This window comes from Mesorhizobium sp. LSJC269B00 (genome assembly GCF_000502815.1).
Classification (GTDB): Bacteria; Pseudomonadota; Alphaproteobacteria; order Rhizobiales; family Rhizobiaceae; genus Mesorhizobium.
In genome coordinates this window covers 302,949-320,688 of sequence record NZ_AYVN01000004.1, presented here as the reverse complement: position 1 = coordinate 320,688, position 17,740 = coordinate 302,949, and the positions used below count along the sequence as shown (strand labels likewise).

Here is a 17,740-nt window from a genome sequence, read left to right as displayed (position 1 = left end):
GTCAGAACGCCTGTCCGATGCCGGCATAGATGCCGAAACGCGGGTCGCCACGGTCGCGGTTGAGCGGCACGGCGGCGTCGATGCGCAGCGGCCCGAACGGCGTGATGTAGCGCAGGCCAACGCCCGCGCCGACCTTCACGTCGGAAAAGTCCGGCGTCGCTGTGGTCGAGACAGTGCCGGCGTCGACGAACGGCACGATGCCGATCGTGTCGGTCAGCGCAATGCGCATTTCGACCGATGTTTCGAAGAAGGACAGCCCGCCGATCGGCTGATTGTCGATGTCCTTCGGTCCGATGCCCTGATAGGCATAGCCCCGCACCGAGCCGCCACCGCCGGAATAGAAGCGCCTGTCGGCTGGAACGTTCTGAAGGCCGGTGCCGACGATCGAACCCAGCGCGACGCGTTCGGCAAGCACGAATTTCGAGGCCGTGTCGAGCGACTGATAGGCCGACCCCTCGCCCCTGAGCTTGAGGAAGGCGGCGCCGCTCAGAATGNGCTCAGAATGTCGTAGCTCGGTTCGGCATAGGCCAGAACCCTGAAGCCGCTGGTCGGATTGAGCCGGTTGTCCCTGTTGTCATAGACATACTGCAGCGGAATGCTGGCGATCAGGTATTTGTGCTTGCCGAAGGCGTCCGTGATCCTGGAATAGTCGAGCGCGATTTCAGCCGAAGCCGTCTGCTTCTTGTCGATCTCATAGGACAGGCCGGTGCTGCCCTTGACCGAGAAATAATCGTAGGCATCGGGATGTTCGAGGACGGTCTTGACGCTGGCGATGAATTTCGAGGCCGGTCCGACCACGCCCGGCTTCTCGAACATGATGCCGGCATTGTAGTTGAGCTCGCTGAGATCGTTGCTGCCGATGCCGCTGATCTTGCCCTCGATGCGCAGTTTTTCGGCCCGGCCGAACAGATTTCGGTGGCCCCAATAGCCTTCCAGGCCTAGCCCTTCGGTGTTGGAGAAAGTGCCGCCGACGCCGAAATAGCGTGGTTTGCGCTCGCTGACCTGAACGCCGATCGGAATGTTGCCGTCGGCGTCGAGACTGTCGGCTTCCTTCAGCGTCACGCTGTTGAACACTTCGAGCCTCAGCAGCCGGTCGCGGGCATCGTCGATCTCGTCAGGCGAATATTGCCGGCCGCGTTTCAGCCCGGTCATATATTCGGTGAACTCGCGATCGACCTTCTCGGTGCCATCGACGGTGGTGTCGCCATAACCGGCAACCGGCCCGGCGGCCACCGTCAGCGTCACGTCTAGCGTCGAGGTGGTGTGCTCGGCCACGACCTGCCTGTCGGTGATCCGGGCCAGCGGCCGGCCCTCCTGCTTTAGCGCCCGCACGATCAGCGCCTCGGCCTTGAGCACGGCGCCCGAGCCGGCATCGCCGCCGGCTATCAGGCCGAAATCGGCGCTCGCCAGCCCGGCGGCATCGCCCTCCAGCCNTCGAGATGCTGATCACCACCGGGATCGGCTGCGGACCCGTAAATTCGGCATCGGGCGGCAAATCGTCGAGCACCTTGCCCTGGATGGTGATGGTGACGACGCCTTCATAACGGGCGTCGGCATAAAGCGCGGCGACCAGCTGTTCGCGGTCGCTACGCGCCTTTGCCAAAAGGCCGAGCGAGCCGGAAACCGGGCGGTCCTCGTCGGATTTCAGCGACGAGGCGTTTTCGAGCTTCTTGATCAGGTCCTTGTCGGCATCGGGCGCTTCGATGGTCACCGCATAGCGCAGCGGGTCGACGATATCGGCGTCCTCGTCATTCGAAGAGCCCCACAATTTGATGCCGAAGAGCTCGAAGGCGGCCGCCGACCCCGATTCGGCAACGAGCACGGTCGAGCACGCCAACGCCACAATCAGCGCACGCGAAAGCGTGCGCCGTGGCGCACTTACCTTCGACATCTGCGCTTCATACGCCGGCATCAGGACAACCTAGGTTACAAAACTAAAATTGGAATGAAGTTTTGAAGCGCTCGTAAAGGGGCCACAATCCAATTGTCTGAAATAGGCAGGGCTTGGAATTCACACCTTCTGCGTTTTCGCAAGAAAGCGTGATCCCTTTCCCGTGGATGAACTATCGGCATACCGGTCATTGGCCGGTTTGGGAACCGTTGGCGGGCGGAAACCTGCCCGTCCTCGTGTTGACAAGCTTGACTGAAGCTTGAACATGCCGCGGACGTAGCAGTGTCTGGAGGGTGTTATGGCGATGCGCGCGGCGGCTCGTGGTCTGTCGATCTTGATTCTTCTCATTTTCGCCTGGGGGTCTGTAACGCAAGCGGCCGAAGCCCGCCGGGTGGTGACCTCAAATAATTCCGACTATTTCGGCTTCGATCTCAGATCGGACCAGAATGTCAGCCTCGATCAGTGCAAGACGACATGCCTCGGCGACCCCGCCTGCCGCGCCTTTACTTACAACAACAAGGCCAAATGGTGCTTCCTAAAGTCCGACTATAACCAGTTGAAACCCTTCAGCGGCGCGGTCGCGGGCAAGGTCGTCAATGTCGATGGCGACCCCGATATCGGCGCCCCGCCGGAACTCGCCNTTCAGCGGCGCGGTCGCGGGCAAGGTCGTCAATGTCGATGGCGACCCCGATATCGGCGCCCCGCCGGAACTCGCCTTCTTCCCCAACTGGATGGCCGACCAGGCCCAGCAATACCGCAACAAGCTGACCGATCCGGCCTATGACAAGCCGACCGACGGGCTGGAATCACTCCGCGCCGCCGCCGAACAGGCTGCACTGACCGGCGACCATGGGCAGGCCATGAACAAATACGAGGCCGCGGTCTCGGTCCTGCCTGACGACGGTCAGCTTTGGCTCGGTCTGGCGCGTGAAACGCTTGCCATACAGCCGGCCAGCGGCACCTCCGAATCCTACAATCTGCCGGTCAAAGGCACCTCCGCCGCCATCAACGCCTACAAGTTGCTGCGCACCACCAAGACCCGCGCCGAAGTGCTGGCGCTGCTCGGCAACGGCCTCGACCGCCGCGATCTCTACCGTCCGGCCCTGCAGGCTTATGAAGCCAGCCTCGCGCTGGTCAGTTCGCCGGCGGTCAAGGCCGAATATGAGGATCTCAAGGCCCGCAAGGGCTTCCGCGTCATCGATCACTCGATCGACGCCGACACCAGCGCGCCGCGCATTTGCGCGCAGTTTTCCGAGGAGCTGGTCAAGACCGGCGTCGACTACGCCCAGTTCGTCACCGTCGACAACCAGCCGCCCAAGGGCGTCGAGGCCAAGGACAAGCAGATCTGCGTCGAAGGCCTGGAGCACGGCCAACATTACGAAGTGACCTTCCGCGCCGGTCTGCCGGCCGCCATTGGCGAGGTCACCGCCGCTCCGGTCGTGCTGTCGATCTATGTGCAGGACCGCGCGCCGTCCGCCCGCTTCACCGGCGACAGCTTCGTGCTGCCCGCCGGCGCCCGCCGTGGCATCCCCATCGTCACCGTCAACATGAACACCGCGCAGATGAAGCTCTACCGTATCGGCGATCGTTCGCTGGCGCAGCTTCTGTCCGGCTATCAGTTCCTGAAGCAGCTCGACGGCTATGATATCTCCAGCATTTCCGACCAGATGGGTGAGCCGGTCTGGCAGGGGCAGCTGGATATCGCCAACGACCTCAACAAGGACGTCACGACTTCGTTCCCGGTCGACGAAGCCTTGCCGCAGCGCAAGCCCGGCGTCTACGTGCTGACCGCGCAAGCGGTAAATGAAAATGACGAGGACAATTACAATTCGCTTGCCACGCAGTGGTTCGTCGTCTCCGACATCGGCCTGTCGACCTATACCGGCCAGGATGGCCTCAATGTCTTTGCCCGCTCGCTCGGAACCGCCAAGCCGATCGCCGGCGCCGAACTGACGCTGCTGGCCAGGAACAATGAAATCCTCGGCACAGCCACGTCGGACGCCGAAGGCCATGCTGTCTTCAACCCCGGCCTGACGCGCGGCGACGGCGGCATGGTGCCGGCCGTTCTGATGGCCAAGCAGGGCGACAACGATTTCGTCTTCCTCGACATGGGCCGCGCCGGCTTCGATCTGTCCGATCGCGGCGTCGCCGGACGCGCCGCACCGGGCGCGCTCGATGTCTATGCCTGGACCGAACGCGGCATCTACCGCGCCGGCGAGGATGTGCATGTCGCAGCCCTTGCCCGCGACGGCGCCTCCAAAGCGGTGGAAAACCTGCCGCTGACCTTCATCTTCACCCGTCCCGACGGCGTCGAGAACCGCCGCATCGTTGCCGATGGCGTCTCGGCCGGCGGCTATGCCGTCGACCTGCCGCTGGAAGCCAACGCCATGCGCGGCACCTGGACGGTGTCGATCTATACCGATCCCAAGCAGGCGGCCGTTTCCAGCCAGATGTTCCTGGTCGAAGACTTCGTGCCGGATCGCATCGAGTTCGACATGAAGTCCGACAAGCAGGAGATCGCCCAGGGCGAAACCGCCAACATCGACATTGACGGCCGCTTCCTCTATGGCGCGCCGGCCGCCGGCCTCGCGCTCGAAGGCGAGCTGACGCTGTCGACGGCGCGCGACTGGGACCGTTTCGCCGGCTATTCGTTCGGCCTTGCCGACGAGCAGTCGGCCGAGCCTTCGGTCACCCCGTTCACCGGTCTGCCGGTGGTCGGCGACGACGGCAAGGCGACCTTCCCGGTCACGGTCGACCAATTGCCCGCGACCACCAAGCTGGTCGACGCCAAGGTCACGGTTCGCATGCGTGAAACCGGCGGCCGCGCCATCGAACGCTCGCTCAACATCGGCATCCGCCCGCAAGGCCACATGATCGGCATTCGTCCGGATTTCGCCGACAATGAGGTGCCGCAGGGCGGCACCGCCAAGTTCAGCCTCATCGCGGTCGACCCCGACGGCAAGCGCGAGACGCTGAAGGGCGCGCAGTGGTCGCTGGTCAAGGTCGAACGCAATTACCAGTGGTATCGCAACAACAACTCGTGGAACTACGAACCGGTCACCTTCACCAAGTCGATCGCCAACGGCCAGGTCGATCTCAGCGCCGATGCCGAGGCGACCGTGACGATGCCGGTCGACTGGGGCCAGTACCGGCTCGAGATCGAGACTGCCGATCCCGAGGGCCCGGCGACCAGCTATGAGTTCGACGCCGGCTGGTATGTCTCCTCGACCTCCACCGAAACGCCTGATGGGCTCGAGATCGCTCTCGACAAGGACAGCTATGCCGCCGGCGACGTGGCCAAGCTGAAGGTGTCGCCGCATTTTGCCGGCGAACTGCTGGTCACCATCGGCGCCGACAAGCTGCTCAAGACCATCACGGCAACCGTGCCGGCCGGCGGCAGCACGGTCGACATCCCGGTCGGTGACGACTGGGGCGCGGGCGCCTACATCACCGCAACCCTGTTCCGGCCCGGCGATGCGCAGGAAACCCGCATGCCGGCGCGCGCCATCGGCGTAAAATGGCTGACGGTCGACCCAGGCTCGAAAAAGCTCGCCGTCACCCTGACGCCGCCGGACAAGACGATGCCGCGCCAGCAGCTGTCGATCCCGGTTTCGGTCGCCGGCGTAGCGCCGGGCAGCAATGCCTATGTCACGGTCGCTGCCGTCGATGTCGGCATTTTGAACCTCACCAACTACAAGGCGCCGGATCCGGAGGGCTGGTATTTCGGCCAGCGCATGCTCGGGCTCGAAGTCCGCGACATCTATGGCCGTCTCATCGACGGCTCGCTCGGCACCACCGGCAAGCTCAGGACCGGCGGCGACGGCGCCTCGATGCAGCCGCAAGGCAGTCCGCCGACCGAAAAGCTGGTCGCCTTCTTCTCCGGCCCGGTCCAGCTCGACGCCGACGGCAAGGCAAGGATCGACTTCGACATCCCGCAGTTCAACGGCACCGTGCGCGTCATGGCCGTCGCCTGGACCAAGGATGCAGTCGGCCATGCCACGACCGACGTCATCGTGCGCGATCCGGTGGTGATCACCGCCGGCCTGCCCCGCTTCCTGGCGCCTGGAGATGCAGCCATCATGCGGCTCGACGTCGCCGACACCGACGGTCCGGAGGGCGACTATGCCCTGTCGATCGCCACGACCGGCGACCTCTCGACCGGCGACAAGCCGTTGCCCGAAAAGCTGACTCTCGCCAAGGGCAAGCGCCAGACGCTGACTGTGCCGCTGGTTGCACAGACGGCGGGTAATGCCTCGATCACCATCAAGCTCGCCCATGGCGACGGCACCTCCGTCGAGCAGACGCTGTATGTCCCGGTGCGTCCGGCGCAATTGCCGGTCACCACCCGTCTGGTCGTCGACCTCAAGGGCAATGGCGGCTCGCTGCGCGTCGACAAGGAGCTGCTCGCGGCAAGCCTGCTCGACGGCGCCTCGATCAGCGTCGGCGTTTCGCAGGCTGCCGCCTTCGACGTGCCGTCGCTGCTGATGACGCTCGACCGCTACCCCTATGGTTGCGCCGNGTTTCGCAGGCTGCCGCCTTCGACGTGCCGTCGCTGCTGATGACGCTCGACCGCTACCCCTATGGTTGCGCCGAGCAGACCACCAGCCGCGCCATGCCGCTTCTCTACGTCAACGATCTGGCGTCCGGAGTCGGCATGCAAAGCGATCCCGAACTGCACGGCCGCGTGCAGGCCGCCATCTACAAGGTGCTGAGCTACCAGGCTTCGGCCGGCAGCTTCGGCCTGTGGGGTCCGGGCTCCGGCGATCTGTGGCTTGACTCTTACGTCACCGACTTCCTGACCCGGGCGCGCGAGCAGAACTACGACGTGCCGGCCCTGGCGATGAGCCAGGCGCTGAGCAATCTGCAAAACTCGGTCGGTTACGACCAGGACGTCCAGGATCGCGGCAGCGAAATCGCCTACGCGCTCTATGTTCTGGCCCGCAACAAGAAGGCCTCGGTCGGCGATCTGCGCTACTACGCCGACACCAAGCTCGAAGCCTTCTCGAGCCCGATGGCCGTCGCCCAGTTGGCGGCGAGCCTGGCGCTCTACGGCGACGCGCAGCGTTCGGAAGCAACCTTCCAGACGGCGCTGCAGCTGGCCAAGTCGACCACCGAATACGACTACTACCGGTCCGACTATGGCTCGCGGCTGCGTGATGGCGCCGCGATCCTGGCGCTCGCCGCCGAATCGAAGCCGGTGCCGACCATCGTGCCGGAGCTGATCCGGCTGGTGGCAAGGGAACGTGCCGATGCCCGCTGGACCAGCACGCAGGACGAGTCCTGGATGCTTCTGGCGGCCCGCGCGCTGAAGTCGGGCAACGACTCGATCACGCTCTCGGTCAAAGGCGCGCCGCATGCCGGTGGGTATTCCAACCACCTCAGCGGCACCGACATTGCCGACAGCCCGCTGACCATCGCCAACACCGGCGCCACGCCGCTGCAGGCGGTCGTCACCACGGTCGCCTCGCCGGTAGAGCCCTTGCCGGCCGGCGGCGACGGCTTCACCATCGACCGCACCTACTACAAGCTCGATGGCACCGAAGCCAACGTCACCGAGGCGACGCAGAACGAACGCTACGTGGTCGTGCTCAAGGTTTACGAGCAGAACCGCTGGCCTTCGCGCCTGCTGATCACCGACCTGTTGCCGGCCGGCTTCGAGATCGACAATCCGGGCCTTGTCTCCAGCGCCCAATTGTCGAACTTCACCTGGCTGGCGCAAACGGATGCAGCCCATCTCGAATTCCGCGACGACCGTTTCGTCGCGGCATTCAATCCCAATGACGGCGATGGCGACCGCAACATCATGCTGGCCTACGTCGTGCGTGCGGTAACGCCGGGCACCTATGCCCATCCGGCAGCCACGGTGGAGGACATGTACCGGCCGCAATATTCGGCCCGCACCGCCACCGGCATGATGGAGATCAAGGCGCCGTAAGGCGCCTTGACGAAGATGAACACGCCGATGTCCGCGACCATCTCCTTCTCCCCGCTATGCGGAGAGAAGGAGCCGGCAGGCGGATGAAGGGCACCACCATGCTCTCCAGAAAATTTCTCCGTCGAACAGGCATCGCCGCCGCCTCCCTCGTCGGCTTTGCGGCGATCGCTGCCGCTTCTCTCTGGGAACTCGACCGCGCTTTTCCGCCGCCGCTGCCCGGAAGGCTCACCGTCTCCACCGAGGTCCAGGACCGCGACGGTCAGCTGTTGCGCGCCTTCGCCACGTCGGACGGTTACTGGCGGCTCGACACTCATCTCGACCAGGTCGACAAGCAGTTCGTCGACATGCTGGTCACCTATGAAGACAAGCGCTTCTGGGACCATGATGGCGTCGATGTGCTGGCGCTGGCGCGCGCCGCCGGCCAGTTCGCCACCAGCGGCCATATCGTCTCCGGCGGCTCGACCCTGTCGATGCAGCTTGCCCGGCTGATCGAGCCACGCGAAAACCGCAGCCTCGGCTCGAAGATCAAGCAGATGCTGCGTGCCATCCAGATCGAGCGGCGGCTGTCCAAGCAGGAGATCCTCGAACGCTACCTGACCTTGGCGCCCTATGGCGGCAATCTCGAAGGCGTGCGCGCCGCCTCGCTCGCCTATTTCGGCAAGGAGCCGAAGCGGCTGACGGTCTCGGAAGCCGCCCTGCTGGTTGCGCTGCCGCAATTGCCGGAAAAGCGCCGGCCCGACCGCAATCTCACCATCGCTCATGCCGCCCGCGACCGCGTGCTGACCCGCATGGTGTCGGCTGACCTGCTTGGCGAGCGCGAGGCCGCGCGCGCAGCGCTCGATGATGTCTCGGGCTTGCGCCGCAAACTGCCGGCGCTGGCGCCGCATGCCGCCTATGCCATGCTTCCCAAGGCCGTACCCGGCAAGCCATTGCAGCTGACGATCCGCAAAAGCGTCCAGCAAGGGCTGGAGCAGGTGGCGCGCGATGCCGCGATCAAGCTTGGTCCGCGCCTCTCCGTCGCCATGGTGATGGCCGATGCCCGCACCGGTGACATCCTCGGCGAAGTCGGCTCTGCCGATTTCTTCGACGCCAGCCGTTCCGGCTGGATCGACATGACCAGGATCGTGCGGTCGCCCGGCTCTACGCTTAAGCCGTTCATCTATGGCCTCGCCTTCGAGCAGGGGCTGGTGGCGCAGGAAATGCTGATCGAGGACAGACCGGTCGATTTCGGCGGCTACCGGCCAAAGAATTTCGACATGGGCTATCAGGGGGATGTCTCGATCCGCCAGGCGCTGCAGCTGTCGCTCAACGTGCCGGCAATCCGCGTGCTCGACTCTGTCGGCCCGGCACGGCTGATGGCGCGCTTCCGCCAGGCCGGCGTCAGCCCGGTGCTACCGGTCAACGAGGCGCCGGGCCTCGCCATCGGCCTCGGAGGCGTCGGCGTAACGCTGCGCGATCTCGTCCAGCTCTATACCGGCCTCGCCAATGGCGGCAAGGCAAACACGCTCCATGACGGCACCGAGCCGGCCAACGACGAGCGCGCCACCGCCACCATCCTCGACGCCCAGGCGAACTGGCAGATCACCGACATATTGTCGGGCGTAAAGCCGCCCGAGGGCGCCTTGCAGCGCGGCATCGCCTACAAGACCGGCACGTCCTACGGCTATCGCGATGCCTGGTCGGTCGGCTTCGACGGCCGCTACGTGCTGGGTGTGTGGGTCGGCCGCGCCGATGCCGGTGCGGTGCCCGGCCTGTCCGGCTATGTCTCAGCCGCCCCCATCCTGTTCGAGGGCTTCGTCCGCTCCGGCCTCACCGCCGTCCCGTTGCCCAGCCAGCCGGCCGGTGTCCTCAAGGCCAGGCGCGAAGACCTGCCGGTGACATTGGGGCGCTTCGGCGCCGGCGCCGACGGACTGGTGCAGGCAGGCCCGACGGAACCGGCGCCAACGATCATTTTCCCGCCCAACGGCGCCCGCGTCGATCTCGCCACCAATTCCGCCGAGGCCTCGCCGCTGGTGCTGAAACTGCAAGGCGGCCGCGCGCCGTTCCGCTGGCTGGCCAATGGCAAGCCGCTCGTCGGCATCGACCGCCGCCGCACTGCGACCTGGCTGCCCGACGGCGCCGGCTATTCGACGCTCACCGTCATCGACGCCGTGGGACGCGCGGCAAGCGTGAAGGTGTTCGTTGAATAGATGGCGCCAAGCGATTCAGGGGATTGGGCTTCTTCGCCCGAGACCCGGCGCGAGGCACCCCCCTCTGGCCTGCCGGCCATCTCCCCCGCAAGGAGGGAGATTGGCAGCTTCGGCGCCGCGCTCATTCAGCAACGTTGAAAATTGGCGAAAGCCGCAGCGACACCTGATCTCCCCCCTTGCGGGGGAGATGGCCGGCAGGCCAGAGGGGGGTGTGCCGAAGCGCTTGCATCGAGGATTGGCCTTAGCCCTATCCATGTTCGTTTCGACTTGCTCCCCCGCCGCCGCCGATCCCCTGCCCGCCGGCTTCGTCCGCCTGGCCGATGTCGATCCCTCGATCCGCCAGGACATCCGCTATGCCGGCCTGGAAAACTTCCTGCATCGCAAGGCCGACGGCTATGACGCGCCGGTCTGCATACTCACGAAGCAAGCTGCGCAAGCGCTGTCCGGTGTGCAGAAAGCGCTCGCCGCCGATGGCCTGACGCTGGTCGTCTTCGACTGCTACCGCCCGGCCCGCGCCGTTGCCGACATGGGCAAATGGACCAGAGAGGGCGGCCCGCCCGATCCGCAATGGTACCCTCAGGTGCAGCGCGGCGACCTCATCGCCAAGGGCTATATGGGCGAATTGTCCACCCATTCGCGCGGCTCGACCGTCGATGTCGCCATCGCCCGCAGCGACGGCAAGAACAAGTCATCCGCCGCTTGCGGCGCGGCCGGCGCCGGCACGCTCGGTTTCGGCACCAGCTTCGACTGTTTCGACCCGGCAAGCGAAACCGCCCATCGCCCATTGGCGGCAGAAGCGGCGGCAAACCGCAAAAGGCTGCTCGACGCCATGCGCGCCGGCGGCTTCAAGAATTATGCGCGCGAGTGGTGGCACTACACGCTTCGGGATGAGCCGTATCCAAAGCTGCGCTTCGATTTTCCCATCACTGCGGGCTGAACCGCCCGGTGCTACACCGAGCCTTCCCTCGCTCGGCCTTGCTTCTGCGCTGTCAGTTCCTAGATAGCGTCAAACCGGCCGGATTCGGGTTAGACCAATATGAGGAAAATATTTCCTTCCGAAACCCAATATCGGCGAAAATTTCCTTCGGGGGGACAAAAAATGCAACGTTGAATGCATCTAATTTCTATCAATTCGATAGAGTTCAGCCGTCATCAACGGAGGCGGAAATGACCAAACCTCATTTCAAGAAACTGCTCGGCGCACTGGTCGCCACATCGATCCAGTTCGGCACGCTCGGTTTCGCGTTTGCCGATACGACCATTCTGAACGTGTCCTACGACCCGACACGCGAACTCTACAAGGCCTATGACGAAGCCTTCGTCGCACACTGGAAGGCCGAGACCGGCGAGACGGTCACCATCCAGCAATCGCATGGCGGCTCCGGCGCCCAGGCCCGCGCCGTGATCGACGGCCTCGATGCCGATGTGGTGACGCTGGCGCTCGAAGGCGACATCAACGCCATCGTCACCAAGTCGAAGAAGATCAACCCGGACTGGCGCAAGAAGTTCGAGAACAATTCGGCGCCTTACACCTCGACCATCATCTTCCTGGTCCGCAAGGGCAACCCGAAGGGCATCCACGACTGGAGCGATCTGGTCAAGGACGGTGTCCAGGTGATCACGCCGAACCCGAAGACGTCGGGTGGCGCCCGCTGGAACTACCTTGCCGCCTGGGCCTATGCCAACGCCAATGATGGCGGCGACGAGGCCAAGAACAAGGAATTCGTCGGCAAGCTCTACGCCAATGCTCCGGTGCTCGACACCGGTGCGCGCGGCTCGACGGTCACCTTCGCGCAAAAGGGCATCGGCGACGTGCTGATCGGCTGGGAAAACGACGCCTATCTGGCGCTCAATGAATTCGGAGCCGACAATTTCGAGATCGTCTATCCCCCGACCTCGATCCTGGCCGAGCCGCCGGTGGCGATCGTCGACGCCAATGTCGATGCCAAGGGCACCCGCAAGGTCGCCGAAGCCTATCTCGGCTGGCTCTATTCCAAGGAAGCCCAGACGATCATCGCCAAGAACCACTATCGTCCGGCCAAGCCCGAGCTGGTGGATGCGGCTGACATTCCGAAGACGCCCGAAATCAAGCTGATCTCCATCGACGATCCGCTTTTTGGCGGCTGGAAGAAGGCACAGCCTTATCATTTCGGCGATGGTGGTATATTCGACCAGATCTACAAGCCGGCCCAGTAGGATTTAGATCAGGACGACATGACCATAGCACCCGCCAAGGCGGGGTGGCGATTCAGACAGCCGAGTGTCATTCCGGGTTTCGGATTGACGCTCGGCTTCTCGCTTGCCTACCTCACGCTCATCATCCTCATCCCCCTGTCGGGCCTGATCTGGCGCTCGGCAGCCCTCGGCTGGACCGATTTCTGGGCGATCGCCACCGACCGCCGGACCATCAACGCACTCGAAATCAGCTTCGGCACAGCCTTCATCGCAGCCGCCGTCAACGTCGTCTTCGGCACGCTCGTCGCCTGGGTGCTGGTGCGCTACCGCTTCCCCGGCCGCCGCGTCGTCGACGCCATGGTCGACCTGCCCTTCGCGCTGCCGACCGCGGTCGCGGGCATTGCGCTGACCACTCTTTATGCGCCCAATGGCTGGATCGGCCATCTCCTGGCGCCGCTCGGCATCAAGGTCGCGTACACGCCGCTCGGCATTGTCGTGGCGCTTGTCTTCATCGGCCTGCCGTTTGTCGTGCGCACGGTGCAGCCGATCATGGAGGAGATCGACAAGGAAGTGGAGGAGGCCGCTGCGACGCTCGGCGCCAACCGCTTCCAGATCATCACCCGCATCCTGTTTCCCGGCCTGGCGCCGGCCATCATCACCGGCTTCTCACTCGCTTTCGCGCGCGGCGTCGGCGAATACGGCTCGGTCATCTTCATCGCCGGCAACCTTCCCTACAAGTCGGAGATCGCACCGCTTCTGATCGTCATCCGGCTCGAGGAGTACAATTATCCGGCGGCCACCGCGATCGCGGCGATCATGCTTTTGCTGTCGTTCGTGATGCTGCTGGTCATCAACCTGGCGCAGTCATGGAGTCGCAAGCGCTATGGCTGACCCCGAGATCAAATCCTACGAACCGCATCACGAGAGCCGGTCGGCGGCGGTGACCGAAAGCCGGCCGGTGCGGCTGCTGCTGATGGCGGTGGCCTTCGCCTTCCTCGCCATCTTCCTGCTGCTGCCGCTGATCATCGTCTTCCACGAGGCGCTGGCGAAAGGCATTGGCGCCTACACGGAATCGCTCTCCAATCCCGATACGCGCTCGGCGATCCGGTTGACGCTGCTGGTGGCGGTGATCGCCGTGCCGCTCAACGTCGTCTTCGGCATTTCGGCTGCCTGGGCGATCGCCAAGTTCGAGTTCAAGGGCAAGACTTTTCTGACCACGCTGATCGACCTGCCCTTCTCGGTCTCGCCGGTCATTTCCGGCCTGGTCTATGTGCTTTTGTTTGGCGCTCAGGGACTGTTCGGTGAATGGCTGAAGGCGCACGGCATCCAGATCCTGTTCGCCGTGCCCGGCATCGTGCTCGCGACCATCTTCGTCACCTTCCCCTTCGTTGCCCGCGAACTGATCCCGCTGATGCAGGAACAGGGCAACGGCGACGAGGAAGCCGCGCTCTCTCTGGGCGCCAATGGCTGGCAGACCTTCTGGTACGTGACGCTGCCCAACGTCAAATGGGGATTGCTCTACGGCGTGCTTCTGTGCAACGCCCGCTCGATGGGCGAATTCGGCGCGGTCTCGGTCGTGTCGGGCCACATACGCGGGCTGACCAACACCATGCCGTTGCATGTCGAAATCCTCTACAACGAGTACAACGCCGTCGGCGCTTTTGCCGTCGCTTCGCTGCTTGCCGGCCTGGCGCTGGTCACGCTGGTCTTGAAAACACTTCTCGAGATGCGCTACGGCGCCGAGATCGCCGCGACGCGCGGGCACTGACTAAATGCATGTCGCCCAAGACTGGGAACCGGTTTTGGGACAACGACATGCGCCAAATTACTGAGGGATCTACATGGAAGTTCGCGTTGCCAACGTACGCAAGGAGTTTGACCGGTTTCCGGCCCTCCATGACGTATCGCTTGACATCAAGTCGGGTGAGCTGATCGCGCTGCTTGGGCCATCCGGCTCCGGCAAGACGACGCTGCTGAGGCTTATCGCCGGCCTGGAGCGGCCGACGCGCGGAAAGATCTTCTTCGGCGACGAGGACGCCTCGCACCGCTCGATCCAGGAGCGCAATGTCGGCTTCGTCTTCCAGCACTATGCGCTCTTCCGGCACATGACGGTCGCCGACAATATCGGCTTCGGCCTCAAGGTGCGGCATGGACCGTCGCGACCACCGGCGGCCGAAATCCGCCGACGCGCCTCCGAACTGCTCGATCTCGTTCAGCTTTCCGGCCTGGAAAAGCGCTATCCGGCGCAACTTTCGGGTGGCCAGCGCCAGCGCGTGGCGCTCGCCCGGGCCATGGCCATCGAGCCCAAGGTGCTGTTGCTCGACGAGCCGTTCGGCGCGCTCGATGCGCAGGTGCGCCGGGAACTGCGCCGCTGGCTGCGCGAGATCCATGACCGTACCGGCCACACCACCGTCTTCGTCACCCACGACCAGGAAGAGGCGCTCGAGCTTGCCGACCGCGTCGTGGTGATGAGCCAGGGCCGCATCGAGCAGGTCGGCTCCGCCGACGAGATCTACGACACGCCGAACTCGCCCTTCGTCTACTCCTTCATCGGCGAATCGAGCATGCTGCCGGTCAAGGTTGAGAATGGCGAGATCTGGCTCGCCGACCGTCCGATCGGCGTGTCGGCGCCGCACGCACCCGAGGGCGATGCGACGCTGTACTTCCGCCCGCACGATATCGAACTGCTCGACGGCTGCAGCGGCTGCATCGCCGGCACGGTCGCCGCCAGCCGCCGCGTCGCCGGCACAAGACGCGTCGAACTGGAAATCGGCGGCGAGCGCCAGCGCGTCGAGATCGAACTGCCTGTGGACCATCCTGCGGCGCAGAAGAGCCGGGTGGCGTTCAGGCCGAGGCGCTGGAAGCTTTTCCCGGCGGCATAGACATCGATCCGGCGCTACTCCAGCCAGTTCTCGACCGTCAGGCCCTTGATCCGACGGAACTCAGCGGTGTTGGCCGTCACCAGTGTCGTCCCCAACACACAGGCATGGGCAGCAATGAAAAGATCATTGTGGCCTATTGGCTGGCCTCTGGCCTCCAGCTCGGCACGAAGTGCTCCGTATTCGTTATCCATCGGCACATCGAGCGGCAACACAGGAACCTCGGCGAGCAATTCCTCCACCTTGGCGAGCAGCTTGGCCGATCTCTTGCGGGCGCAGCCATAACGCAGCTCCGAGGCGACAACGATGCTGGTGCACAGGGCACCGTCTCCCGCGCGAACCGCCGTACTGGCAGCCTTGCCGGCAGGGTTTCGGATCATGTCGCTGAGAATGTTGGTGTCCAGCATGAACCGCATCAAAAGATATCCTCAGGCCCCACGGGCGCATCATGGATCTCGGGAAAGTCGTCTTCAGGACCAAGCGGCGGCTCTTTCGCCCATTGGGCAAGCAGCGCGACAAGTCCCGGTTTACGGACCGGCTCGATGATCAGCCGGTCGCCATCGCGGCTGATCAGGACCTTCTCCCCAGGCAGCTCGAACTCGACAGGAATGCGAACCGCCTGACTGCGGTTGTTGCGAAACAACTTCGCCTCCCTGGGCGGTGGTATTGAGTGACGGTGCTGCGGCATGGCAGCCTCCCCTGTCTGTTCCACTTGTATATGCCATCTGTATATGCCACTCGGCTTCGAATTGCAAACCCACAGAAAACCCCAACGCACCGGCATTTCGGCTGGAATGAATTTTCGCCGATAACCTGCTTCAGCGATTTCTTTTTCGCTGCAACGCCATACGTCTGCCCCGTGTGCCTCGCAGTACACCCTCCGGCCCGGCTATGTTCTGGCAACGCATTGCACATCGGAGCTTGTTTTCATGAAGCGTTTTTTGCTCAGCGTCGCCACCGTCGCCGGCCTGGTCCTCGCCTCTTCGCAGGCCTGGTCGGCCGACAAATTGCTCAACGCTTCCTATGATGTCGGCCGCGAATTGTTCGCCCAGGTGAACAAGGCTTTCGTCGCCGGCCATCCGGGCGTCACCGTCGACCAGTCGCATGCCGGCACCTCGGCGCAGGCGCGCGCCATTGCCGAAGGCCTCGGCGCCGATGTCGTCACCTTCAACCAGGTCATCGACATCGACTTCCTGGTCAAGAAGGGCCTCGTCTCCGCCGACTGGCAGAAGGATTTCCCCGACAACGCCTCGCCCTTCTATTCGCTCCCATCCTTTCTCGTCCGCGCGGGCAACCCCAAGCACATCAAGGACTGGAACGACCTCGTGCGCGACGACGTGCAGGTGATCTTCCCCAACCCCAAGACCTCGGGCAATGCGCGCTACACCTATCTGGCCGCAACCGCCTACGCCAAGGAAGCCTTCAAGGGCGACGACACCAAGGTGAAGGAGTTCGTCACCAAGCTGTTCAACAAGGTGCCGATCTTCGACACCGGCGGGCGCGCCGCCACCACCACCTTCGTACAGCGCGAGATCGGCGACGTGCTGATCACCTTCGAGTCGGAAACGCGCGGCATCCGCAAGGAGTATGGCAACGACAAGTTCGAACAGGTCACGCCAACGGTCAGCCTGCTCGCCGAATTCCCGGTGGCGATCGTCGACAAGGTCGCCGACGAGCACGGCAGCCGTGACCTCGCCAAGACCTATCTCGACTTCCTCTACACGCCCGAGGGCCAGACCATCGCGGCTGAAAATGGCCTGCGCGCCCGCAACGCTGAAGTCGCGGCAAAATACAAGGCCGACTTCCCCGATGTCCGCCTGCTGACGGTGGAAGACGTCTTTGGCGGCTGGGACAAGATACAGAAGGAGCACTTCGCCGCCGGCGGTCTGCTCGACCAGACCTATGGCAGCCGCTGATATCAGCAGCGTTCGACCTCACCTCACAAGAAAGCCGGCGCTTTGCCGGCTTTTCGTTTTCGCTCGCCGACAACGGCTTTCAGGCGGAATCTGTCGCGATCGGCGAAAAACGTTACAAAGAATGAACGCCTTTGTGCCTAACATCTCAACCGGGCGGCTTGTTCTACGCGAAACCGGGTTGTTCAGGCGAAACGTCATGATTTGCACACAAACAACCGCCAGATGCGGGTGGTTGGGGTTTTCATGAACTGAAGCGGGCATGCTTACCAAAAAAGGCAAATACGGCCTCAAGGCCCTCGTGCATCTTTCCGGCCTACCGGTCGGCCAGCTTGCATTCGTCAACGACATCGCGATCGCCAACAACATCCCGAAGAAATTCCTGGATGCCATTCTGGGCGAGCTGCGCAATGCCGGTTTCGTCCTCAGCCGCAAGGGCAAGGAAGGCGGTTATCGCCTCTCCCGGCCGGCTTCCGAAATCAAGATCGGCCACATCGTGCGCGTGCTGGACGGCCCGCTCGCTCCCATACCCTGCGCCAGCCGCACGCAATACCAGCGCTGCGAGGATTGCGACGAGGCGACCTGCCAAGTCCGGCACATGATGCTGGAAGTGCGCCAGGCGATCGCCGAAGTGCTGGACAATCGCAGCCTCGCCGCCATGCGCGACGCCGACAATGATGATTTTCCGGTCGAGCTGACATCGCAGATCTAAATTAGAGCATGGTCCCGAAAAGTGGGAACCGGTTTTCGGACAAGAT

At 63.8% G+C, this 17,740-nt stretch carries 10 protein-coding genes and 2 pseudogenes; 9 read left to right on the top strand and 3 right to left on the bottom strand.

The genetic code is table 11. From position 1 onward, the window contains the following. Window position 1: 1 nt before the first annotated feature. Window positions 2-1,912: pseudogene (locus tag X771_RS01000000164950) on the bottom strand (autotransporter assembly complex family protein). A 277-nt stretch (window positions 1,913-2,189) separates the two neighbouring features. Between X771_RS01000000164950 and X771_RS01000000164945 the strand changes: the two are divergent. The 7 genes and pseudogenes from X771_RS01000000164945 (at window position 2,190) to X771_RS152535 (ending at window position 15,072) form a co-directional block, all read left to right on the top strand. Continuing rightward, window positions 2,190-7,826 (top strand): annotated as a pseudogene (locus tag X771_RS01000000164945) (alpha-2-macroglobulin family protein). Between the two features lie 83 nt (window positions 7,827-7,909). Continuing rightward, window positions 7,910-10,015, top strand: a complete 2,106-nt coding sequence (pbpC, locus tag X771_RS152510) for a penicillin-binding protein 1C (protein ID WP_031202624.1) — start codon at window positions 7,910-7,912, stop codon at window positions 10,013-10,015. 253 nt (window positions 10,016-10,268) lie between these two features. Further along, window positions 10,269-10,952 (top strand): M15 family metallopeptidase, encoded by a 684-nt coding sequence (locus X771_RS152515; protein ID WP_023687974.1) that lies wholly within the window; start codon window positions 10,269-10,271, stop codon window positions 10,950-10,952. 230 nt (window positions 10,953-11,182) lie between these two features. Beyond that, window positions 11,183-12,211, top strand: coding sequence for a sulfate ABC transporter substrate-binding protein (locus tag X771_RS152520; protein ID WP_023673082.1), 1,029 nt, complete (start codon window positions 11,183-11,185; stop codon window positions 12,209-12,211). 18 nt (window positions 12,212-12,229) lie between these two features. Beyond that, window positions 12,230-13,081, top strand: a complete 852-nt coding sequence (cysT, locus tag X771_RS152525; RefSeq protein WP_023687973.1) for a sulfate ABC transporter permease subunit CysT — start codon at window positions 12,230-12,232, stop codon at window positions 13,079-13,081. Next, window positions 13,074-13,958, top strand: a complete 885-nt coding sequence (cysW, locus tag X771_RS152530) for a sulfate ABC transporter permease subunit CysW (protein ID WP_023687972.1) — start codon at window positions 13,074-13,076, stop codon at window positions 13,956-13,958. Before cysT ends, cysW begins: the two co-directional genes overlap by 8 nt. A gap of 73 nt (window positions 13,959-14,031) precedes the next feature. Beyond that, window positions 14,032-15,072 carry a sulfate/molybdate ABC transporter ATP-binding protein gene (locus X771_RS152535; RefSeq protein WP_023673079.1) on the top strand — a complete coding sequence of 347 codons (1,041 nt, stop codon included), beginning with the start codon at window positions 14,032-14,034 and terminating at the stop codon, window positions 15,070-15,072. 14 nt (window positions 15,073-15,086) lie between these two features. On the opposite strand, the gene X771_RS152540 is transcribed toward X771_RS152535, so the two are convergent. Both X771_RS152540 and X771_RS152545 read right to left on the bottom strand, forming a co-directional pair. Continuing rightward, window positions 15,087-15,485, bottom strand: coding sequence for a type II toxin-antitoxin system VapC family toxin (locus tag X771_RS152540; RefSeq protein WP_023687971.1), 399 nt, complete (start codon window positions 15,483-15,485; stop codon window positions 15,087-15,089). Next, on the bottom strand, window positions 15,485-15,757 hold the full coding sequence (locus X771_RS152545) for an AbrB/MazE/SpoVT family DNA-binding domain-containing protein (protein ID WP_023687970.1): 273 nt from the start codon (window positions 15,755-15,757) through the stop codon (window positions 15,485-15,487). Before X771_RS152545 ends, X771_RS152540 begins: the two co-directional genes overlap by 1 nt. Before the next feature lie 241 nt (window positions 15,758-15,998). On the opposite strand from X771_RS152545, the gene X771_RS152550 reads away from it, so the two are divergent. Next, complete coding sequence (locus X771_RS152550) at window positions 15,999-16,985, top strand: sulfate ABC transporter substrate-binding protein (RefSeq protein ID WP_023687969.1); 987 nt, start codon at window positions 15,999-16,001, stop codon at window positions 16,983-16,985. Window positions 16,986-17,244: 259 nt separating this feature from the next. Continuing rightward, the gene (locus X771_RS152555; protein WP_023687968.1) at window positions 17,245-17,694 is read left to right on the top strand and encodes an Rrf2 family transcriptional regulator; all 450 of its coding nucleotides are present in this window, start codon (window positions 17,245-17,247) and stop codon (window positions 17,692-17,694) included. Window positions 17,695-17,740 lie beyond the last annotated feature (46 nt).

Excerpts from the sequence above, each read along its gene's own strand:
- X771_RS152555 (WP_023687968.1), top strand. The coding sequence starts at position 17,245 with ATGCTTACCAAAAAAGGCAAATACGGCCTCAAGGCCCTCGTGCATCTT.
- cysW (WP_023687972.1), top strand. The coding sequence starts at position 13,074 with ATGGCTGACCCCGAGATCAAATCCTACGAACCGCATCACGAGAGCCGG.
- cysT (WP_023687973.1), top strand. The coding sequence starts at position 12,230 with ATGACCATAGCACCCGCCAAGGCGGGGTGGCGATTCAGACAGCCGAGT.
- X771_RS152535 (WP_023673079.1), top strand. The coding sequence starts at position 14,032 with ATGGAAGTTCGCGTTGCCAACGTACGCAAGGAGTTTGACCGGTTTCCG.
- pbpC (WP_031202624.1), top strand. The coding sequence starts at position 7,910 with ATGAAGGGCACCACCATGCTCTCCAGAAAATTTCTCCGTCGAACAGGC.
- X771_RS152520 (WP_023673082.1), top strand. The coding sequence starts at position 11,183 with ATGACCAAACCTCATTTCAAGAAACTGCTCGGCGCACTGGTCGCCACA.
- X771_RS152540 (WP_023687971.1), bottom strand. The coding sequence starts at position 15,485 with ATGCGGTTCATGCTGGACACCAACATTCTCAGCGACATGATCCGAAAC.
- X771_RS152515 (WP_023687974.1), top strand. The coding sequence starts at position 10,269 with ATGTTCGTTTCGACTTGCTCCCCCGCCGCCGCCGATCCCCTGCCCGCC.
- X771_RS152550 (WP_023687969.1), top strand. The coding sequence starts at position 15,999 with ATGAAGCGTTTTTTGCTCAGCGTCGCCACCGTCGCCGGCCTGGTCCTC.
- X771_RS152545 (WP_023687970.1), bottom strand. The coding sequence starts at position 15,757 with ATGCCGCAGCACCGTCACTCAATACCACCGCCCAGGGAGGCGAAGTTG.